Below are 17,350 nucleotides of genomic sequence, written 5' to 3' on the forward strand. Positions count from 1 at the left end.
CGTCGCGGGGAGTTGGGTGATCCGACGACCCGCTTGGATCGAGAAGGGTGGAGCGGTGTTATGTCGGGACCATCAATCGACCGGGATGACCAATGCGCGCAACGATGACGGCGATGACGCTCCTGCTCCTGGCGGCCTGTTCGGGTGGCGTGGGCGAAGAGCCGACGGGCGAGGGGAATGCGGTGGCGTTGCGTGATCTGGTCGAGACCGAGGTCGCCGCCCCCGCCAAGGCGGGCTATACGCTGCAAGGCGACCTGATCCCGACGCCGTCCGATCCCCGGTCGCGGTACTTCCTGCTGCGCCAGCGCCGCGCGATCGGCGGGAACATCGTCGCGATCCTGCGCCAGGAGCGCGGCGACCGCATCGCCTATGCCCGCACCGAGACCGATTGCGCCCAGCGTCGCTTCCATATCCTCGGCGTCGGCGGCTCGCGCGGCGACGCCGAGGTCGACCGGACGGTGGACGGCCCGCTCCGCCCGATCGCGGGCCTGCCGCTGCGCGAGGAACTGGCGCGCTATGTCTGCGAGCGCGCGGGAACGCCGCTGGCCTAGGGTGCCGGGACTCAGAGCCGACACCCGACAAAGTGGTCGGAGAAGGGTCCGCGATCGGTCCGGCATGGGCGTCGGTCGGCACTGACGGGCGGAACGGTACGGCTTGGGAAGTGGCCGGCCCCTTTGGGGACGATCGCTCATTGGCCAGGTGGTGTAGGCGGGGTGGAATGAGCCGACGCCGAAGTCAATGCGTGGCGAGCATGGCACCGGACGCGGGGTGCGGCTCGGCGGCAGATGGATTATGACCGGCGTCTTCAATACCCGGAGACGCGCTGAAATGCTTCAAGCGGTAGAGGGCGTCAGAACCGACCGTTTGTGACACCCTGCGGCGGCGACATCAGGCAGCCGATGTTTGCGCCTCGGGCATTCGTTATGAAGTCCAGCTTCGGCGGCCTGCACCTTTTCGCGGGTGGACCGGCATCGCGCTGGGTTCATAACCCCGGTCCGGACAGGCGGAAGGGGGCGTGAATGCGGGTGGTGGCGCTGCTGCTAGGCGGGCTGAATTGCTGCGCAACCGCTGCAAGCGCGCAGACCGCGACGGACGCCCCGAGCCGCCTCCGGCTGAGCGCGACCGAGCGCGTGCGCTACGAGCTGATCGACGGTCAGGCGCGCGCCGGGTTCAACAAGAGCGACGACCTGCTCAACTTCCGCACGACGGTGCTCGCAGAGTACGACGCAAAATCCGTGAGGTTTGCGGCAGAGCTGTGGGACAGCCGCGTCTATCGCGCCGATCGGGGCACGCCGGTCACGATCAACGAGGTCAACGCATTGGAGCTGGTGCAGGTCTTCGCGGAAGCGAGGCTGGGCGCGGTCGCCGGGCCGGGCTCCACGGCGACCATGCAGGCGGGCCGTTTCCTGCTCAATCTGGGATCGCGGCGCCTGGTCGCGGCCGACGATTACCGCAACACGACCAACGGTTATACCGGGTTGCACGCGAACCTGACGGCCAAGCCGGGCTGGCGCGCGACCGCGATCTACACGCTGCCGCAACAGCGTCGACCGGACGACCTCGACGCGCTGCTCGACAACGAGGAAGCCGTCGACCGTGAGAGTTTTGACCTGGTGCTGTGGGGCGGACTTGTCAGCCGCGCCCGCGCGATCGGCCCGGCGACTGTGGAGACGTCATTCTTTCATCTAGGCGAGCGTGATCGGCCCGGACGACCGACCCGCGACCGGTCGCTCAACACTGTGGCGCTCCGGATCATCCGCGATCCCGCGCCGGGTCGTTTCGACTTGGAGCTCGAAGGCATCGTCCAGCGCGGTCGCGCTTCGGCTGGCACGGCGACCGCCGCAATACGCCAGCCGGTCGCCGCCTGGTTCCTCCATGCCGACGCGGGATATGGCTTTGGCGGCGGATGGAAGCCGCGCGTGTCGATCGAGTATGATCATGCGAGCGGAGACGGTCGCGGCGGCCGGTTCGGCCGGTTCGACACGCTGCTTGGAATGCGCCGCGCCGACTTGGCCCCGGCCGGACTCTACAACGCCATAGCGCGCACCAACATCGCCAGTCCCGGGGTGCGGGTCGAAGCGACTCCCGACCGGAAAACCGATCTGTTCGTGAGCTACCGGCCGATGTGGCTGGCGTCGCGGTTCGACGCCTTCTCGTCGACGGGCGTGCGAGACGCGTCGGGGCGGTCGGGGAACTTCGCCGGACACCAGGTCGATGGGCGCATCCGGCATCGGCTCTCGCGCGCGCTGATGCTGGAACTGGACGCGGTGCTGCTCGCCAAGGGTCGCTTTCTACGCGACGCCCCGAACGCGCCGCCGGGGCGCTGGACCCGGTATGTGTCGTTCAATGTGGCCGCGAGCTTTTAACTCGCGTTCTCCCGCGATCCGGCAAGCTGAATAAGTCGTGGTGTCAAAACCGAACGGTTGTGACACCGGTTGGCCGATCCGGTCCTCTGCACGCGATTGGCAAGTGAACGGCCGATCGATCGCCGGTGGCGGCACGGTTTTCGTCGCCCCTTTATCGCCACGGGGTCGGAGGTGCGCGCCGGGTCCGGCGATGATGGGTCATCATGCCTGTCCATCCGCTGCCCACCCGCAGGCGGATGTTGCAACTGGCGCGGCTTCTCATATCATCGCGCGCGTCGGCACGCGCGGGTCGAGGAAATGATCGTCGTCGGCGCCGAGCGATAGCGGTGCGGCGATGCCGGGGAGCGGGCATGGAGTCCTTCGATTATATCATCGTCGGCGCGGGGAGCGCGGGGTGCGTGCTGGCGAACCGGTTGACCGAGGACGGCCGGTCGACCGTGCTGCTGCTGGAGGCGGGCGGGCGGGATCGGTCGCCGATGATCCATATCCCGGTCGGCTATGCGAAGACGCTGAAGGACCCCAGGGTCAACTGGCTGTACGCGACCGAGGTCGATCCGAGCTCGGGCGACCGCGCGCATGTGTGGCCGCGCGGCAAGGTGCTGGGCGGGTCGAGCTCGATCAACGGGCTGCTCTATGTCCGGGGGCAGGCGGCGGATTACGACAATTGGGCGCAATCGGGGTGCACCGGGTGGAGCTATGGCGACGTGCTGCCCTATTTCCGCAAGTCGGAGGCGAACGAGCGGCTGTCGGAGGAACTGCACGGGACCGACGGGCCGCTCAACGTCTCCGACCCCGGCGACCGGCACGTCGTGTCGGACGCGGCGATCGCGGCGGGGATGGAGGCGGGGCTGCCCTTCAACGACGACGTCAACGGCGCGTCGCAGGAGGGGATCAGCTATTTCCAGCTGACGGTGAAGAACGGGCGGCGCTGGTCGGCGGCGATGGCCTATCTGCGCCCGGCGCTGCGCCGGGCGAACCTGAAGGTCGAGACGCTGGCCCAGGCCGAACGCGTGCTGTTCGAGGGCAGGCGCGCGACGGGCGTGCGCTATCGCCGGGGCGGGCGGCGCGTGGAGGCGAGCGCGCGGCGCGAGGTGATCCTGTCGGGCGGGGCGGTCAACACGCCGCAATTGCTGGAGCTGTCGGGGATCGGCGACCCGGCGGTGCTGCGCGCCCATGGGATCGAAATGCTCCAGGCGTTGCCGGGCGTGGGCGCCAACCTGCAGGACCATTATGTGGTCAGCCTGCAATATCGGCTGCGGGACGTGGTCTCGATCAACGAGATGAGCCGGGGCTGGCGGCTGGTGCGCGAGGCGATCCGCTATGCCCGGACGCGGAAAGGGCTGCTGGCGCTGTCGGCGGCGCACGTCCAGGCCTATGTGAGCACGCGGCCGGGGCTGAGCGGCCCCGATGTGCAGTTCCATATCCTGCCGGCGACGGTCGACGTGCCGCGCTTCGTCGCGAAGCAGGAATGGGAGCTGGAGCGCCTGCCCGGCCTGACACTGGCGGCGTGCCAGCTGCGTCCCGAAAGCCGGGGGACGATCCATATCCGATCGAACGATCCGTTCGCGCCGCCGGCGATCCGACCCAATTACCTGGCCGACCCGCTGGACCAGCGCACCATCGTCGCGGGACTCGAATGGGGGCGCCGGATCGCGGCGCAGCCGGCGCTGGCGCCCTTCGTTTCGGGCGAGATCCTGCCCGGATCGGCCGCCGCGACGCCCGACGACCTGCTCGCCTATGCGCGGACGAGCGGGTCGACCATCTATCACCCGGTCGGAACGGCGCGGATGGGGCGCGCGGACGATCCGGGGGCGGTGGTGGACAGCGCGCTCCGGGTGTTCGGGGTCGAGGGGCTGCGCGTGATCGACGCGTCGGTGATGCCGCGGCTGGTGTCGGGCAACACCAACGCGCCCACCATCATGATCGCGGAAAAGGCGGCGGACATGATCCGGGGGTGAGGGGCCAGGTCGGGGTGGGTCGGCGCTACCGCTCCACCCGGGTGACATGGCCCATCTTGCGGCCGGGCTGGGCGTCGCGCTTGCCGTAGAGGTGGAGATGCGCGCCGGGTTCGGCGAGGAGGGCGGGCCAGCGATCGGCGTCGGCGCCGAGCAGATTCTCCATCGTCACGCGCCCGCCGGTCCGCGTCGTCGCGCCGAGCGGCAGGCCGCAAATGGCGCGGATGTGGTTCTCGAACTGCGAGCATTCCGCGCCCTCGATCGTCCAATGGCCGCTATTGTGGACGCGGGGCGCCATCTCGTTGAATATGGGACCGTTCGCGGTGGCGAAGAACTCGCAGGTCAGGACGCCGACATGGCCCAGCCGGTCGGCGACCGCGCGGGCGAGGGCGATGGCCTCGGGCGCCTGTTCCAGCACTTGGGGCGAGGCGGGGACGGTCGAGGTGGCGAGGATGCCGTCGCGGTGGACGTTCTCGGGCGTGTCGTAGACCGCGACCGTGCCGTCAGCGGCGCGGGCGAGGATGACCGAGAATTCGGCGGCGAAGGACACGCGGTGCTCGACGATCGCGGGGACGCCCCGGCGCAGCGCGTGGGGGCGGCCGATCGCGTCCCAGGCGGCCTCGGCCTCCTCGGCCGTGTCGATCCGCGCCTGGCCCTTGCCGTCATAGCCGAACAGGGTGGTCTTCAGGATGGCGGGGGCGCCGATCCCGCCCAGCGCGGCGGCGAGGGCGGGAAGCGAGTCGACCGGGCGCCAGTCGGCGGTGCGCCCGCCCAGCTCGGCCACCAGTTCCTTTTCGTTGGGGCGGTAGCGCGACACTTCGAGCGACAGGGCGGAGGGGGCGACGGGGACGCGCCCCGCCAGCAGCGCGACCGCGTGGGGATCGACATTCTCGAACTCGTAGGTGGCGATGTCGACACGCGCGGCGAAGCGCTTCATCGCGTCGCCGTCCTCGAAGCGCCCTTGCGTCCATTCGGCGGCCACCTCGGTGGCGGGGCCGCTCGCCTCGGGCGCGAAGACATGGGAGCGGTAGCCGAGCCGGGCCGCGGCGACCGCCAGCATCCGCCCGAGCTGGCCGCCGCCCAGGATGCCGATCGTCGAGCCGGGCGGGATCACGCGGGGAACTCGGCGACGGCCTCGGTCTGCGTCGCGCGCCAGGCGATCAGGCGGGCGGCGAGCGCGTCGTCGGCGGTCGCGAGGATGGCGGCGGCGAGCAGTCCCGCGTTGATCGCGCCCGGCTTGCCGATCGCCAGCGTGGCGACGGGGACGCCGCCCGGCATCTGCACGATGGACAGCAGGCTATCCATGCCCTTGAGCGCGGCGCTTTCGACGGGGACGCCCAGCACGGGCAGATGCGTCATCGCCGCCGTCATGCCGGGCAGATGCGCCGCGCCGCCCGCGCCGGCGATGACGACCTTCAGCCCGCGCCCGGCCGCGCTGGTCGCATAATCGTAGAGGCGTTTGGGGGTGCGGTGGGCGGAGACGACCCGTGTCTCGTGCGCGACGCCAAGCGCGTCCAGGATCGCGGCGGCATGGCGCATCGTCTCCCAGTCGGAGGTGGAGCCCATGATGATCCCGACCAGCGCCATGCGCGGGGGTTAGCGGGGGCGGGCGGGACTGGCAATCGGGAGGGGTCGCTGAGGCGGGTCGGGTCACGCGAAGGCGCGAAGACGCCAAGAACTAAGAGGTTCACGCGGAGGCGCGGAGGCGCGGAGGCGCGGAGGCGCGGAGAAGAGAAGTTCGACGCTCATCACCGCCGCGCCAGCGGCGCTGATAAGCAGCGTACCGGTGCGGGAGAAAGCCGCTGACGCGGCGAGCATGACTACTCCGCGCCTCCGCGTGAACCGCTCTCCTCAGCGTTCGCTCAGATAATAGCGGTCCGTCGCGTTCAGGCCGTCGTCGAGTTCGTAGACGATGGGCTGGCCGGTCGGAATCTCCAGATGCGCGATCTCCGCGTCGGAGATGCCGGACAGGTGCTTGACCAGCGCGCGGAGCGAGTTGCCGTGGGCGGAGATGAGGACGCGCTCGCCGTCCCGGAGGGCGGGGGCGATGCGTTCCTCCCAATAAGGAAGCACGCGGTCGATCGTGTCCTTCAGGCTTTCGGACGCGGGGACGGGGATGCCGGCGTAGCGGCGGTCGTTCGTCAGGTCATAGGCGCCGCCGGCATCGGCGACGGGCGGTGGAATGTCGAAGCTGCGGCGCCAGATCCTGACCTGATCCTCGCCATGCGCGGCCGCCGTCTGCGCCTTGTCGAGCCCGGTCAGGCCGCCATAATGACGCTCGTTCAGCCGCCAATGCTTCTCGGTCGGCAGCCACAGGCGGCCCATCGCCTCGAGCGCGAGGTTGAGGGTCTTGATCGCGCGCGTCTGGAGCGAGGTGAAGGTGCGGTCGAAGTCGAGCCCGCGCGCCGCCATCAACTCGCCCGCCGCCCTGGCCTCGGCCGCGCCCTTTTCCGTGACGTCGACGTCCCACCAGCCGGTGAAGCGGTTTTCGAGGTTCCAGGCCGACTGGCCGTGGCGGATCAGGACGAGGGTCGGCATGGAAACTCCTTGGACGCCGGGGTCTTGCGGGCGTCGTTAGCGGGACGGGCGGGGGGCGTCCATTTGGTTCCTGGGGGGGGGGGGGGCGGGAGGAGGTTCGCGCCGCGGCGCCGAGAAGGACCGGGTTCACGCGGAGGCGCGGAGGCGCGGAGAAGGATGAGGTTCACGCGAAGGCGCGGTGACGCGAAGTAGGTCGGGGCGTGCATGAGGCTCGGGCTCGCCGCGCCGACGGCAGTATCTGCGAAACCGTTGCTGTTTGGCTGCCGCTTGCGCGGCGGGTGCTCGGGCTGTGGTGGAACACCCTCCGCGCCTCCGCGCCTCCGCGTGAACCGACAAGCCGTCACAGATCGTCGATCATCCCCGCCAGCGTCTCCAGGCAGGCATGGGCGAGCCGCTTGGAGCGATCCGGCGACCAGCCGAACTCGGGATCGGGGTTCGGGTCGTGATCCTTGAACGGCATCTCCAGCGTGCAGGCGACCGCGCCGAAGCGCTGGGCGAGCTGGTTGGTGGACATGGACAGGTTCGCCTTGCCCGCCTGCGCCTTGGGATAGCCGAGCGCCGTCTGGAAATCGGGAGTGTCGGCGGCGAGACGGCGGCCGAACTCATAGAAGTGCGCGCCCCGATCGTCGGTCCAGCCGGGGATGCCCTCAAACCCGGCGATGAAATTGGCGGGGATCGCCTCGTCGCCGTGCACGTCGATCGCGAAGGTGACCCCGGTCGCGTCCATCGCGTCGCGGACGCAGAGCACTTCGGGGCTGCGCTCCAGCGTGGGGGCGTGCCATTCGCGGTTGAGGTTCACGCCCGCCGCGTTGGTGCGCAGATGGCCGCGCCGCGTGCCGTCGGGGTTCATGTTGGGGACGCAGTGGACGGTCGCCTTGGCGAGCAGGTCGCGCACCTGCGGGTCCGTGTGGTCGGTCAGGCGGTCGAGCAGCCCTTCCATGAACCATTCGCACATCGATTCGCCGGGGTGCTGGCGCGCATAGATCCAGACGGGCTTGGCCCCCGAACCGATCGTCAGACAATCGATCGCCTGGCCGTCGAGGCTGTGGCCGAGCTCGCGGTGCGTGACGCCCGGGCGGGCCGCGATCCGCGCGACGAGGGCGTCGTGCTGCTCCATCGTATAGGGGGCGAAATAGGCGAACCATCCGAGTTCCGTGTCGGCGGTCCATGTCCATTCGAGTACGCCCTCCGCATAGGTCGCGGGCGTCATCCGCCAGGCGACCCGGTCGGTCGAGCCGCGCACCTTGTACCCCGGCCAGCCGAACGGATAGGCCGATTTCCCGGCGTTGAGGATGCGGAAGCGCAGGGTCCGCCCGCGCGCGCCGGCGACGCGGAAATAGAACCATTGATAGAAATCGGACTGGTGGTCGGCGACGATCTCCAGGTCGACCAAGTCGCCGTCGATCGCCACGACGCGGATATTGCCGCCGTCGAAGGCGGCGTTGATGCTGATGCTCATCGCACTTCGATAGTGCGTCCCGACTCTCCCGGAAAGTCCGTGAACAGCGTGCGCGCGAGCCGCCGGGCGAGCGCGTCGGTCTGCGCGTCCGAGCTGCGGACATCGGCGGCGGCGCGGGCATTGCCTTCCCAGATCGGCGACTGGTCGGCACGGCGCTTGATCGTCACCGACAGTTCCGACACGACGATCTGCTGCCGCCCGCCGCCGCCGATCGGAATGCCCAGGCCCCCGCCCAACCCGATACCGCCGCCGCGACGGCCGCCGCCGAAGCTCCCGCCGCCGATCCCGATGGAGAAGGGCGAGGGACGCGGGGCGCCCAGTTCGGTGCCGCGCCGAAAGGCGACGACGGCGACGTAATCGGGGGTGGCGCCGACGCCCGCGCGGGAATAGCCGTTGCGGAGCAGCTCCGCCTCGACCGCGGTCGCATAGGTCTGATATTCCAGGCTGGGGGGAATGCCGGCCGTGGTCTGGAGCGGTTCCACGGCGACGGTGCCGCGCGCGATCGGGGCCCCCAGGTGATAGCGGATCGCCTCGGCGGGCGGTTGGCGCATCGTCGTCGCGCATCCCGTCAGCGCCGTTCCCGCCACCAAGGCGCCCAGCAATTTGCCGCGAATATCCATGTTCTGACACCTTATCCGGTCGTTACAGCCCTGTAACGCACGGAACCCCGGCGCGGGTTCCCGAACCTTGACTTGGGATCGCGGCGATTATAGGCCGCGCGCTTTCCCGTACACCAACGCAAGTCACCGGAAGCGAACGCCCGCCATGAAGATCCGCAACTCCCTGAAGTCGCTCAAGGACCGTCATCGCGACAATCGCGTGATCCGCCGTCGCGGGCGCACCTATGTGATCAACAAGACCAACCGCCGCTTCAAGGCCCGCCAGGGCTGAGGACCGCCCCACAAAGCGATATTTTGTGGGGACCCCGAGATGGCTAACCCGCATGCCACGGCCGTCATCTTCGATGTCGGCCGCGTCCTGTACGACTGGGATCCCCGATTCCTTTACGAGCGCCTGATCGACGACGATCGGGCGCTCGACGCGTTCCTGCGCGAGGTCGTCACGTCCGACTGGCATTTCCAGCACGATGCCGGACGCGACTTCGCCCATACCTCGGCCGAGCTGACCATGCTCCACCCGCATCATGCCGAGCTGATCGCCGCCTGGGGACCGCGCTTCCTCGAATCGATCGGTGACCCCGTGCCGGGGATGCACGCGCTGGTCGACGAGTTGGCGGCGCGCGGGGTGCCGCTCTACGCGATCACCAACTTCTCCCATGAATTCTGGCCGCCCTTCCGCGCGCGCGAGGCGGCGATGTTCGACCGGTTCCGGGGCGTGGTCGTGTCGGGCGACGAGAAGCTGGTGAAGCCCGATCCCGCCATCTACCGCCTGGCGCTCGACCGTTTCGGGCTGGCGGCGGGCGAGACGGTGTTCATCGACGACAATGCCGCGAACGTCGAAGGCGCGCGCGCGGTGGGCCTGATCGCGCTGCACTTTACGGGCGAGCCGACGCTCCGGCGGGAGCTGGTGGAGTTGGGATTGCTTGACGCATAGCAAATGCTTGTGTACCTTGTGTACACAGGAGGTGGCTCATGAAGATGTCGGTTCGTGACGCACGCGCCCAGTTCGCCGCGGCCATTGCCGCAGCCGAGCGGGGGGAGCGGGTGCTGATTACCCGTAACGGCCAAGCCGTCGCGGAGCTGGGACCACCTAGCCCAGAATCAGGATTGGACTGGGCCGCCCTCGAAGCATTTCGGCGGGCCAAGGGTTGGGCCGAGGTCGACGCGGAACAGGTCTGGCCCAGCGAGTTCGACGACCCGGATTTCAGCCGGCGGGCGCTCATGCTGGATCGCGAGCAGGCCGACTCGGTCTGATGCTCCTGCTGGATACGCACATCGCGGCCTGGCTCGTCCGCGCGCCAGCGGTGTTGCGGCAGGCCGAAGTGCGCGCGATTCGCTCGAATGCGCTGGCGGTGTCCGTGATCTCACTGTGGGAACTGCGGATCAAGTGGCAGCTGTTCACTTCGACCGGTGAACGAAAGGGTCCGGCTGATCCGCTGGAAGTGCTGGAGGGACTTCGTATCTTCGGAGTCGAAATCCTGCCGTTGAACGTCGAGCAGGCCGTCTCCGACCTCGACTCGCCTCCGCTTCATAAGGACCCGTTCGACGAATTGTTGCTGGCGGTCTGTCAACAACTAGGCGCGCGCCTCTTAACCCGCGACGCCAAGCTGCGCGATCACCCGCTGGCGTTCGTGCCGTAGTTCTTCAGCTCGTCGCCGCGGATGCGGACGACGTGGATGACGTTGGTGGAGCCCGGCGTGCGGAAGGGGACGCCGGCCATGACGATCACCTGGTCGCCCGGTCCGGCGATGCCGTGGCGCAGCGCCATGCGCTTGGCCTTGGCGACCATGGCCTCGAAATTCTCGACGTCGCGGGTCAGCACGGCATGGGTGCCCCACAGCAGGCCCAGCCGGCGCGCGGTGGCCTGGCTGGGGGTCAGGACCAGGATGGGCACCGCCGGGCGCTCGCGCGCGACCCGCCTGGCGGTCGAGCCGCTGGTGGTGAAGCAGATAATAGCCTTGGCGCTGACGGTGTCGGCGATGTTCTTGGCGGCCTCGGCCAGCGCGTCGGCGGTGGTGGGATCGGGCTTGGTGACGGTGAAGTGGACGCGGTCGCCATGGCCGGGATCGCGTTCGACCGCTTCGCCGATCGCGTTCATCATCGCCACCGCCTCGACCGGCCAGTCGCCCGCTGCCGATTCGGCCGACAACATGATCGCGTCGGCGCCGTCATAGATGGCAGTCGCCACGTCCGACACCTCGGCGCGGGTGGGCGAGGGCGAGGTGATCATCGATTCGAGCATCTGCGTCGCCACGACCACCGGGCGACCGAGCCGCCGCGAGACCTCGACGATACGTTTCTGGAGCGCGGGCACGGTCTGGGGCGGGAGTTCGACGCCCAGATCGCCGCGCGCGACCATCACCGCGTCGCACTGCTCGACGATCTCCTCCAGCCGCTCGATCGCCGACGGCTTCTCGATCTTGGCGAGCAGCGCGGCCTTGCCCTCGAGCAGGCGCCGGGCCTCCATCAGGTCCTCCGGGCGCTGGACGAAGGACAGGGCGATCCAGTCGACGCCCTGGCCGACCGCCCAGGCGAGGTCGGACCGGTCCTTTTCGGTCAGCGCCGCCATCGGCACCACGACGTCGGGGACGTTCAGCCCCTTGTTGTTGGACAGCTTGCCGCCGACCTCGACGCGGGTCGCGATGCGGTCGGCACCGTGGTCGACGACGCGCAGCACCAGTTTGCCGTCGTCGAGGAGCAGGCGGGCGCCCGGCTCGATCGCGGCGAAGATCTCGCGGTGGGGCAGCTCGACGCGGCGTTCGTCGCCGGGCGCGTCGGAACGGTCGAAGGTGAAATCCTGGCCGGTGCGAAGCGTGATGCTGCCCTCGGCGAAGCGGCCGACGCGCAGCTTCGGCCCCTGAAGGTCCGCCAGGATCGTGCTGGGGCGGCCGAAGCGCTTTTCCAGCCCGCGGATCGCCTGGACGATCGCCGCCTTGGACGCCTGGTCGCCGTGCGACATGTTGATGCGGAACGCGTCGGCGCCCGCTTGGAACAGCGTGCCGATCATCTCGGGGCTGCTGCTCGCCGGGCCCAGCGTGGCGAGCACGCGGACCTTGCGGAGGCGGGGCGGCATGGATTTGGTCATGATGGTAAACGCTCCGGCACTTTGCGCGAGCCGCCTCTAGGGCGTAATCGCGTTCGATCAAAGGAAAGGCGTTGCCGATGGACGGGTTGGACGAGATCGACGATCGCATAGCGGCCGAGGCCTTCCGTCGGCTGGCGCGGCATCTGCGGCACCGGAGCGACGCGCAGAACATCGACCTGATGGGGCTGGCGGGGTTCTGCCGCAACTGCCTGGGCGATTGGGTGGCGGAAGCCGGCGGGATGCCCAAGGAGCAGGCGCGCGAAGCCGTGTACGGGATGCCGCCCGCCGAGTGGAAGGCGCGGCACGGAGGCGAGGCGACGCCCGAACAACTCGCGCGGATGGCGGCAAGCATGGCCAAGAACGCGGCTTGACCCCGGCCGGGCCGCCGCCCAACGATCCTCGCAAAACGGGGAGGATCACCATGAAGCCTATCGCCTTTGCACTCGCGCTGCTCACGGGCACCGCGGCCGCGGCCCAGACCGCGCCGCCCGCCGCCGCTCCGGTCGCGTCCGTCGTCACCTATATCCATGCCGGCCGTCTGCTCGATCAGCCCGGCCAGGCGGCGCGGGGGGCGTCGACGATCGTGGTGCGCGACGGCAAGATCGTCGAGGTGCGCGACGGCCACGTCGCTCCGCCGGCCGGCGCCACGCTGGTCGACCTGCGCGACCGCTACGTGCTGCCTGGGCTGATCGACATGCACGTCCATCTCTATTCGACGGGCTATCCGCTCCAGGCGCGGCTGGAGGCGACGACGCGCGACCTGGAGGACGAACTGCTCACCGCCGTCGCCAATGCCCGGCGGACGCTGGAAGCCGGGGTGACGACGGTGCGCGACCTGGGCGGCGAGCCGCGCGGCATCCGCGCGCTGCGCGACGCGATCGCGCGTGGCGAGGTGGCGGGACCGACCGTGGTCAATGCCGGGCGCATGGTGTCGGTGACCGCCGGGCACGGCGACGCCAACGGCCTGAAGCGCGAATATGCGCATGTCGAGCGCGAGGCCTCGCCCGAGATCTGCAACGGACCCGACGATTGCCGGCGGGCGACGCGCGAGCAGATCTTCTCGGGCGCGGAGGTGATCAAGTTCGCGGCGACCGGCGGGGTCGGATCGAACATCGCGGGCGGGCTGGAGGCGCAGATGACCTTCGACGAGATGAAAGCGATCGTCGACACGGCGCACGCGTTCGGACGCAAGGCCGCGGCGCACGCGCACGGCAAGTCGGGCATCGACCTGGCACTCAGGGCGGGGGTCGATTCGATCGATCACGGATCCTATCTGGACGACGAGACGATCCGGTTGTTCAAGACGACGGGCGCCTATCTGGTGCCCACCATGCACGCCTTCGAGAGCGTGATCCGCCAGGGGCGCGCGGGCGAGCGCCCCGCCGCCTCCGCCGCGAAGGCCGAGCAGGTGTCGCTCGTCGTCAAGCAGTCCCACGCCCGCGCGTTCAAGGCGGGGGTCAAGGTCGCGATGGGCACCGACTCGGGCGTCGGCCCGCACGGCACCAACGCGTTGGAGTTCGGTTACATGGTCGCGGCCGGCATGGCGCCGATGGAGGCGATCCGGTCCGCTACGGTCGGCGCCGCCGACCTGCTCGGCCGCGCCGACCGCATCGGCGGCATCCAGCCCGGCATGGACGCCGACATCATCGCGGTGGTGGGCGATCCGGTGGCGGACGTGGCGCGGCTTACCCAGGTCGATTTCGTGATGCGGCGCGGCGTCGTCCACAAACAGGGCGGCGCGCGGCAGGCGTTTCCGATCAGATGACGCCTCGCCGCATCGGGGTTGAGGGCGGGGTGGTTAACGCCTAAGCCCCCCTTCATCGGCGCGGGCGGTTTCCGCCGGCCGACCAGCATCATCAACATCGAGGGACGCGGGCTGCTCCAGGAGGCGCCCGCCATGGGGGATTTCATGGTCGAGGAACTGGGCGAGGCGGGCCGTACCGGCGGGCATGTCGCGGCGGACGAACTGAAGCTGCTCATCGAGCGCGCCGAGCGGCTGGAGGAGGAGAAGAAGGGCATCTCCGACGACATCAAGGACGTTATGGGGGAAGCCAAGTCGCGCGGTTACGACCCCAAGGCGATCCGCAAGATACTTTCGATCCGCAAGAAGAAGAAGGAGGAATATCAGGAGGAGGAGGCGATCCTGGAGGTGTACATGCAGGCGCTGGGGATGATCTGACCTTAGGCGAGGCGGGCTCGATTTTTCTCCGTCTCGCTGTTACGGAACGTACATGTCCGCATAGAGAAGAGGTCCCGATGGCTACCGCTAGCCGCCCTCCCGAGGAGGAGCGCGAGGTTCTCAAGGCTAACCCGCGTCGCGAAGCCGATCGTAAGGCGTTGCGAGCCGAGATCAACGCGCGATTTGAGAACACGCTACGCTATCTTGGACGATGAGCCATTATGGCTGACGTTCGAGGATGTCGCTGAAATCCACGATGAGCAGATCCGACTCTATGGTGGCCTGGCGGGCATAAAGGACGTCAATCTCGTTCACGGCGCGATCGCCGCGCCCGGTAATCTGTTCCTCTATGAAGGCCAGGAGGATGTTCTCGCGCTGGCGGTGAAGCTCTGCCTTGCGCTGGCGAAGAATCACGGATTCGCGGACGGGAACAAGCGGACCGCTACAGCGGCGATGATCGAGTTCCTCCTTATCGACGGCTATGACATCGTGGTCGCCGACGAGGACCCGGAAGCGCCCACTCTCGGTAGGTGGGTCGAGATGCTGGTGCGGCACGACATTACGGCCGAGCAGCTGCGATCGTATCTGCGACCGTTCGGCATCAGGCGAACAGCGTGAGGCTGCTCTAGGCCGCCTCCGCCGGCTCGGTGGTCCAGCCCAGTCGGGGGATGGCGATGGAGCGTTTGCCCGACAGGTCGACGCGGGTGACGAACAGGTCGCGGGTCTCGATATAGCCGATCAGGCGGCGGACGCGGCCGATCGAGCTGGTGCCGTAGGTGCGGGCGAGCTCGGCGTCGGAGGGGCAGGCCCGGCGCTCGCGTGCGGCCTTGGCGACCAGCAGGAAGGCGCCCAGCATGTCGTCGGGAAGCGTGGCGCCGAGCGCCAGCGCGTCCTGCCAGTCGGGATCGGTCACGTTGAACACGCCCGCGCGCGCGCAGGCCAGGCGGCGGGTGAAGGCGGGCAGGTCGAGCGCGGGCCTGGGCAGGCCCGCCATGCGGCACCGCACCTGGAAATCCTGGAACAGCTCGGCCGTCGGCCGGAACGCCGAATCGGCGTCGGCGACCACCGCACGCAGCACGGCGGTGTAGATCGCCTCCTCCTCCTCGTCCGACCGGGTCGGGAGCGGGGCGAGCGTCGCCACGGGTTCCGGACGACCGATCCGCCGGTCCAGCTCGTCGACGGGCACGGGGCGCGGGCGCGGGTCGAAGCTCATCGGGAGCTGGGGCGCGTCGGGCTCGGCGAGCAGGCCAGCCAGGTCCATCGGCCTGGCCTGGGGAAGCGGGGTGAGCTTGGGGCTGGCGCTGCGGGCGGAGGTCTCGACCGCGCCGATGCGCACGGTGATCGGCCGCCGCGAGACGGCCGGGCCCAGCCCCAGGAAGCTGCCGCGCGGCAGGTCGCGGATCGCCTCCGCCTGGCGGCGCTCCATGCCGAGCAGGTCGGCGGCGCGCGCCATGTCGATGTCGAGAAAGGTGCGGCCCATCAGGAAGTTCGACGCCTCGGCCGCGACGTTCTTGGCGAGCTTGGCGAGGCGCTGCGTCGCGATCACCCCGGCCAGGCCGCGCTTGCGGCCGCGGCACATGAGATTGGTCATCGCGCCCAGCGACGCGCGGCGCACCTCTTCGGACACCTCGCCCCCGGTCGTCGGCGCGAAGAGCTGCGCCTCGTCGACGACGACGAGCGCGGGATACCAATGCTCGCGCGGGGCGTCGAACAGCGCCGCCAGGAACTGCGCGGCGCAGCGCATCTGGCCCTCCGCTTCCAACCCTTCGAGCGACAGCACCACGGAGGTGCGGTGCTCGCGGATGCGTTGGGCGAAGCGCGCGATCTCGCGTTCCGAATAATCGGCCGCCTCGATCACCACATGGCCGTGCGGCCCCGCCAGCGTGACGAAGTCGCCTTCCGGGTCGACCACGACCTGCTGGACCTGGCCGGCCGAGCGTTCGAGCAGGCGGCGCAGCAGGTGCGACTTGCCCGAGCCCGAATTGCCCTGGACGAGCAGGCGGGTCGCCATCAATTCTTCCAGGTCCACCGTGACCGAGCCGCCCCGCTCGTCCACCCCTAAATCCACAGCTACCGTCATCCCGCCCGCGTTTGGCGGAAGCGGACGCGACGGGCAATTGCCGTGTCGCTCGGTTCGGCGTTAAAGGGCCGCGATCCCCGATAGAGGCACCCAATGGCAGGCCATTCCAAGTTCAAGAACATCATGCACCGCAAGGGTGCGCAGGATAAGAAGCGCTCCGCTTCCTTTTCCAAGATGAGCCGCGAGATCACGGTGGCCGCGAAGATGGGGCTGCCCGATCCCGACATGAACCCGCGGCTGCGCGCCGCCGTCAACGCCGCCAAGGCGGCCTCGGTGCCCAAGGACAATATTCAGCGTTCGATCGACAAGGCGAGCCGGGGCGACGCGGAGAATTACGAGGAGGTGCGCTATGAGGGGTTCGGCCCCGGCGGCGTGTCGCTGATCATCGAGGCGCTGACCGACAACCGCAACCGCACCGCGACCAACGTCCGCACCGCGGTCGCGAAGAATGGCGGCAATCTGGGGGCGAGCGGGTCGGTGAGCCACGGTTTCGACCGGGTCGGGCTGATCAACTATCCGGCGTCGGCGGGCGATGCGGAGAAGGTGTTCGAAGCCGCGTTGGAGGCGGGGGCGGAGGACGTCACCTCGTCCGACGAGGGCCATGAGATCTGGACCGCGCAGGGCGACCTGCACGAGGTCGCCCGCGCGCTGGAGCCGGTGCTGGGCCAGGCGGAGGGCGCCAAGCTCGCCTGGCGACCGCAGGTCAGCGTGGCGGTGGGCGAGGACGACGCGGCGACCCTGTTCAAGCTGATCGACACCCTCGACGACGACGATGACGTGCAGACGGTGTGGGGGAATTACGAGGTGTCCGACGAGGTGATGGAGCGGTTGGGGTAGGGCGATGATCGGTTCGCGCGAAGGCGCGAAGGCGCGAAGAGGATTTGGTCGCGCGGAGGCGCGGAGGCGCGGAGAGGATGCGCGGGTCGGCCGCCGCACCCTTCCCGCGCCAGCGGCATCGTCGAATCGCGTCCGGTGTGTTCGAAAGCCGCTTGCGCGGCAAGCAACCTTCTCCGCGCCTCCGCGCCTCCGCGCGAACCCCTTCTCCTTCGCGTCTTCGCGTCTTCGCGC

General features: G+C 69.2%; 19 protein-coding genes. 12 read left to right on the plus strand and 7 right to left on the minus strand.

The window, feature by feature from the left end:
* Positions 1–113 precede the first annotated feature (113 nt).
* From VF592_RS01195 to VF592_RS01205, 3 genes are all read left to right on the plus strand, one after another.
* Positions 114–551 carry a hypothetical protein gene (locus VF592_RS01195; protein ID WP_331003767.1) on the plus strand — a complete coding sequence of 146 codons (438 nt, stop codon included), beginning with the start codon at positions 114–116 and terminating at the stop codon, positions 549–551.
* Positions 552–1,019: 468 nt separating this feature from the next.
* Positions 1,020–2,366 (plus strand): alginate export family protein, encoded by a 1,347-nt coding sequence (locus VF592_RS01200; RefSeq protein ID WP_331003768.1) that lies wholly within the window; start codon positions 1,020–1,022, stop codon positions 2,364–2,366.
* A 350-nt stretch (positions 2,367–2,716) separates the two neighbouring features.
* Complete coding sequence (locus VF592_RS01205; RefSeq protein WP_331003769.1) at positions 2,717–4,324, plus strand: choline dehydrogenase; 1,608 nt, start codon at positions 2,717–2,719, stop codon at positions 4,322–4,324.
* A gap of 25 nt (positions 4,325–4,349) precedes the next feature.
* On the opposite strand, the gene VF592_RS01210 is transcribed toward VF592_RS01205, so the two are convergent.
* The 5 genes from VF592_RS01210 to VF592_RS01230 form a co-directional block, all read right to left on the minus strand.
* Positions 4,350–5,435 (minus strand): 5-(carboxyamino)imidazole ribonucleotide synthase, encoded by a 1,086-nt coding sequence (locus VF592_RS01210; protein ID WP_331003770.1) that lies wholly within the window; start codon positions 5,433–5,435, stop codon positions 4,350–4,352.
* Positions 5,432–5,908, minus strand: coding sequence for a 5-(carboxyamino)imidazole ribonucleotide mutase (gene purE, locus VF592_RS01215; protein WP_331003771.1), 477 nt, complete (start codon positions 5,906–5,908; stop codon positions 5,432–5,434). Before purE ends, VF592_RS01210 begins: the two co-directional genes overlap by 4 nt.
* A gap of 264 nt (positions 5,909–6,172) precedes the next feature.
* Positions 6,173–6,859, minus strand: coding sequence for a 2,3-diphosphoglycerate-dependent phosphoglycerate mutase (gene gpmA / locus VF592_RS01220; RefSeq protein WP_331003772.1), 687 nt, complete (start codon positions 6,857–6,859; stop codon positions 6,173–6,175).
* A gap of 340 nt (positions 6,860–7,199) precedes the next feature.
* Entirely contained in the window at positions 7,200–8,318 is a 1,119-nt protein-coding gene (locus tag VF592_RS01225) for a M14 family metallopeptidase (protein WP_331003773.1), read from the minus strand.
* On the minus strand, positions 8,315–8,938 hold the full coding sequence (locus VF592_RS01230) for a DUF4136 domain-containing protein (protein WP_331003774.1): 624 nt from the start codon (positions 8,936–8,938) through the stop codon (positions 8,315–8,317). The genes VF592_RS01225 and VF592_RS01230 overlap by 4 nt, the downstream gene beginning before the upstream one ends.
* Positions 8,939–9,083: 145 nt before the next feature.
* Between VF592_RS01230 and ykgO the strand changes: the two genes are divergently transcribed.
* The 4 genes from ykgO to VF592_RS01250 are packed head-to-tail and all read left to right on the plus strand — an operon-like array spanning position 9,084 to position 10,578.
* The gene (ykgO, locus tag VF592_RS01235) at positions 9,084–9,209 is read left to right on the plus strand and encodes a type B 50S ribosomal protein L36 (protein ID WP_003046794.1); all 126 of its coding nucleotides are present in this window, start codon (positions 9,084–9,086) and stop codon (positions 9,207–9,209) included.
* Between the two features lie 39 nt (positions 9,210–9,248).
* Positions 9,249–9,872 (plus strand): HAD family phosphatase, encoded by a 624-nt coding sequence (locus VF592_RS01240; protein WP_331003775.1) that lies wholly within the window; start codon positions 9,249–9,251, stop codon positions 9,870–9,872.
* A 38-nt stretch (positions 9,873–9,910) separates the two neighbouring features.
* Positions 9,911–10,192, plus strand: a complete 282-nt coding sequence (locus VF592_RS01245; protein ID WP_331003776.1) for a type II toxin-antitoxin system prevent-host-death family antitoxin — start codon at positions 9,911–9,913, stop codon at positions 10,190–10,192.
* On the plus strand, positions 10,192–10,578 hold the full coding sequence (locus VF592_RS01250) for a type II toxin-antitoxin system VapC family toxin (RefSeq protein ID WP_331003777.1): 387 nt from the start codon (positions 10,192–10,194) through the stop codon (positions 10,576–10,578). The genes VF592_RS01245 and VF592_RS01250 overlap by 1 nt, the downstream gene beginning before the upstream one ends.
* Here VF592_RS01250 and pyk read toward each other — a convergent pair.
* Positions 10,554–12,023 carry a pyruvate kinase gene (gene pyk, locus VF592_RS01255; protein ID WP_331003778.1) on the minus strand — a complete coding sequence of 490 codons (1,470 nt, stop codon included), beginning with the start codon at positions 12,021–12,023 and terminating at the stop codon, positions 10,554–10,556. The two genes, VF592_RS01250 and pyk, sit on opposite strands and share 25 nt — an antisense overlap.
* A gap of 77 nt (positions 12,024–12,100) precedes the next feature.
* Between pyk and VF592_RS01260 the strand changes: the two genes are divergently transcribed.
* The 4 genes from VF592_RS01260 to VF592_RS01275 all read left to right on the plus strand — a co-directional run bounded on the left by VF592_RS01260 (position 12,101) and on the right by VF592_RS01275 (position 14,820).
* On the plus strand, positions 12,101–12,394 hold the full coding sequence (locus VF592_RS01260) for a DUF1244 domain-containing protein (protein WP_331003779.1): 294 nt from the start codon (positions 12,101–12,103) through the stop codon (positions 12,392–12,394).
* Positions 12,395–12,444: 50 nt separating this feature from the next.
* Positions 12,445–13,788, plus strand: a complete 1,344-nt coding sequence (locus VF592_RS01265; RefSeq protein WP_331003780.1) for a metal-dependent hydrolase family protein — start codon at positions 12,445–12,447, stop codon at positions 13,786–13,788.
* Between the two features lie 132 nt (positions 13,789–13,920).
* Positions 13,921–14,202 carry a DUF2312 domain-containing protein gene (locus tag VF592_RS01270; protein WP_331003781.1) on the plus strand — a complete coding sequence of 94 codons (282 nt, stop codon included), beginning with the start codon at positions 13,921–13,923 and terminating at the stop codon, positions 14,200–14,202.
* 204 nt (positions 14,203–14,406) lie between these two features.
* Positions 14,407–14,820, plus strand: coding sequence for a type II toxin-antitoxin system death-on-curing family toxin (locus tag VF592_RS01275; RefSeq protein WP_331003782.1), 414 nt, complete (start codon positions 14,407–14,409; stop codon positions 14,818–14,820).
* A gap of 7 nt (positions 14,821–14,827) precedes the next feature.
* On the opposite strand, the gene VF592_RS01280 is transcribed toward VF592_RS01275, so the two are convergent.
* The gene (locus VF592_RS01280; protein ID WP_331003783.1) at positions 14,828–16,282 is read right to left on the minus strand and encodes an ATP-binding protein; all 1,455 of its coding nucleotides are present in this window, start codon (positions 16,280–16,282) and stop codon (positions 14,828–14,830) included.
* Between the two features lie 93 nt (positions 16,283–16,375).
* On the opposite strand from VF592_RS01280, the gene VF592_RS01285 reads away from it, so the two are divergent.
* Complete coding sequence (locus tag VF592_RS01285) at positions 16,376–17,119, plus strand: YebC/PmpR family DNA-binding transcriptional regulator (protein ID WP_331003784.1); 744 nt, start codon at positions 16,376–16,378, stop codon at positions 17,117–17,119.
* Positions 17,120–17,350: the final 231 nt, after the last annotated feature.

This window comes from Sphingomonas sp. (assembly GCF_036388435.1).
In the GTDB taxonomy this organism is placed as follows: domain Bacteria; phylum Pseudomonadota; class Alphaproteobacteria; order Sphingomonadales; family Sphingomonadaceae; genus Sphingomonas.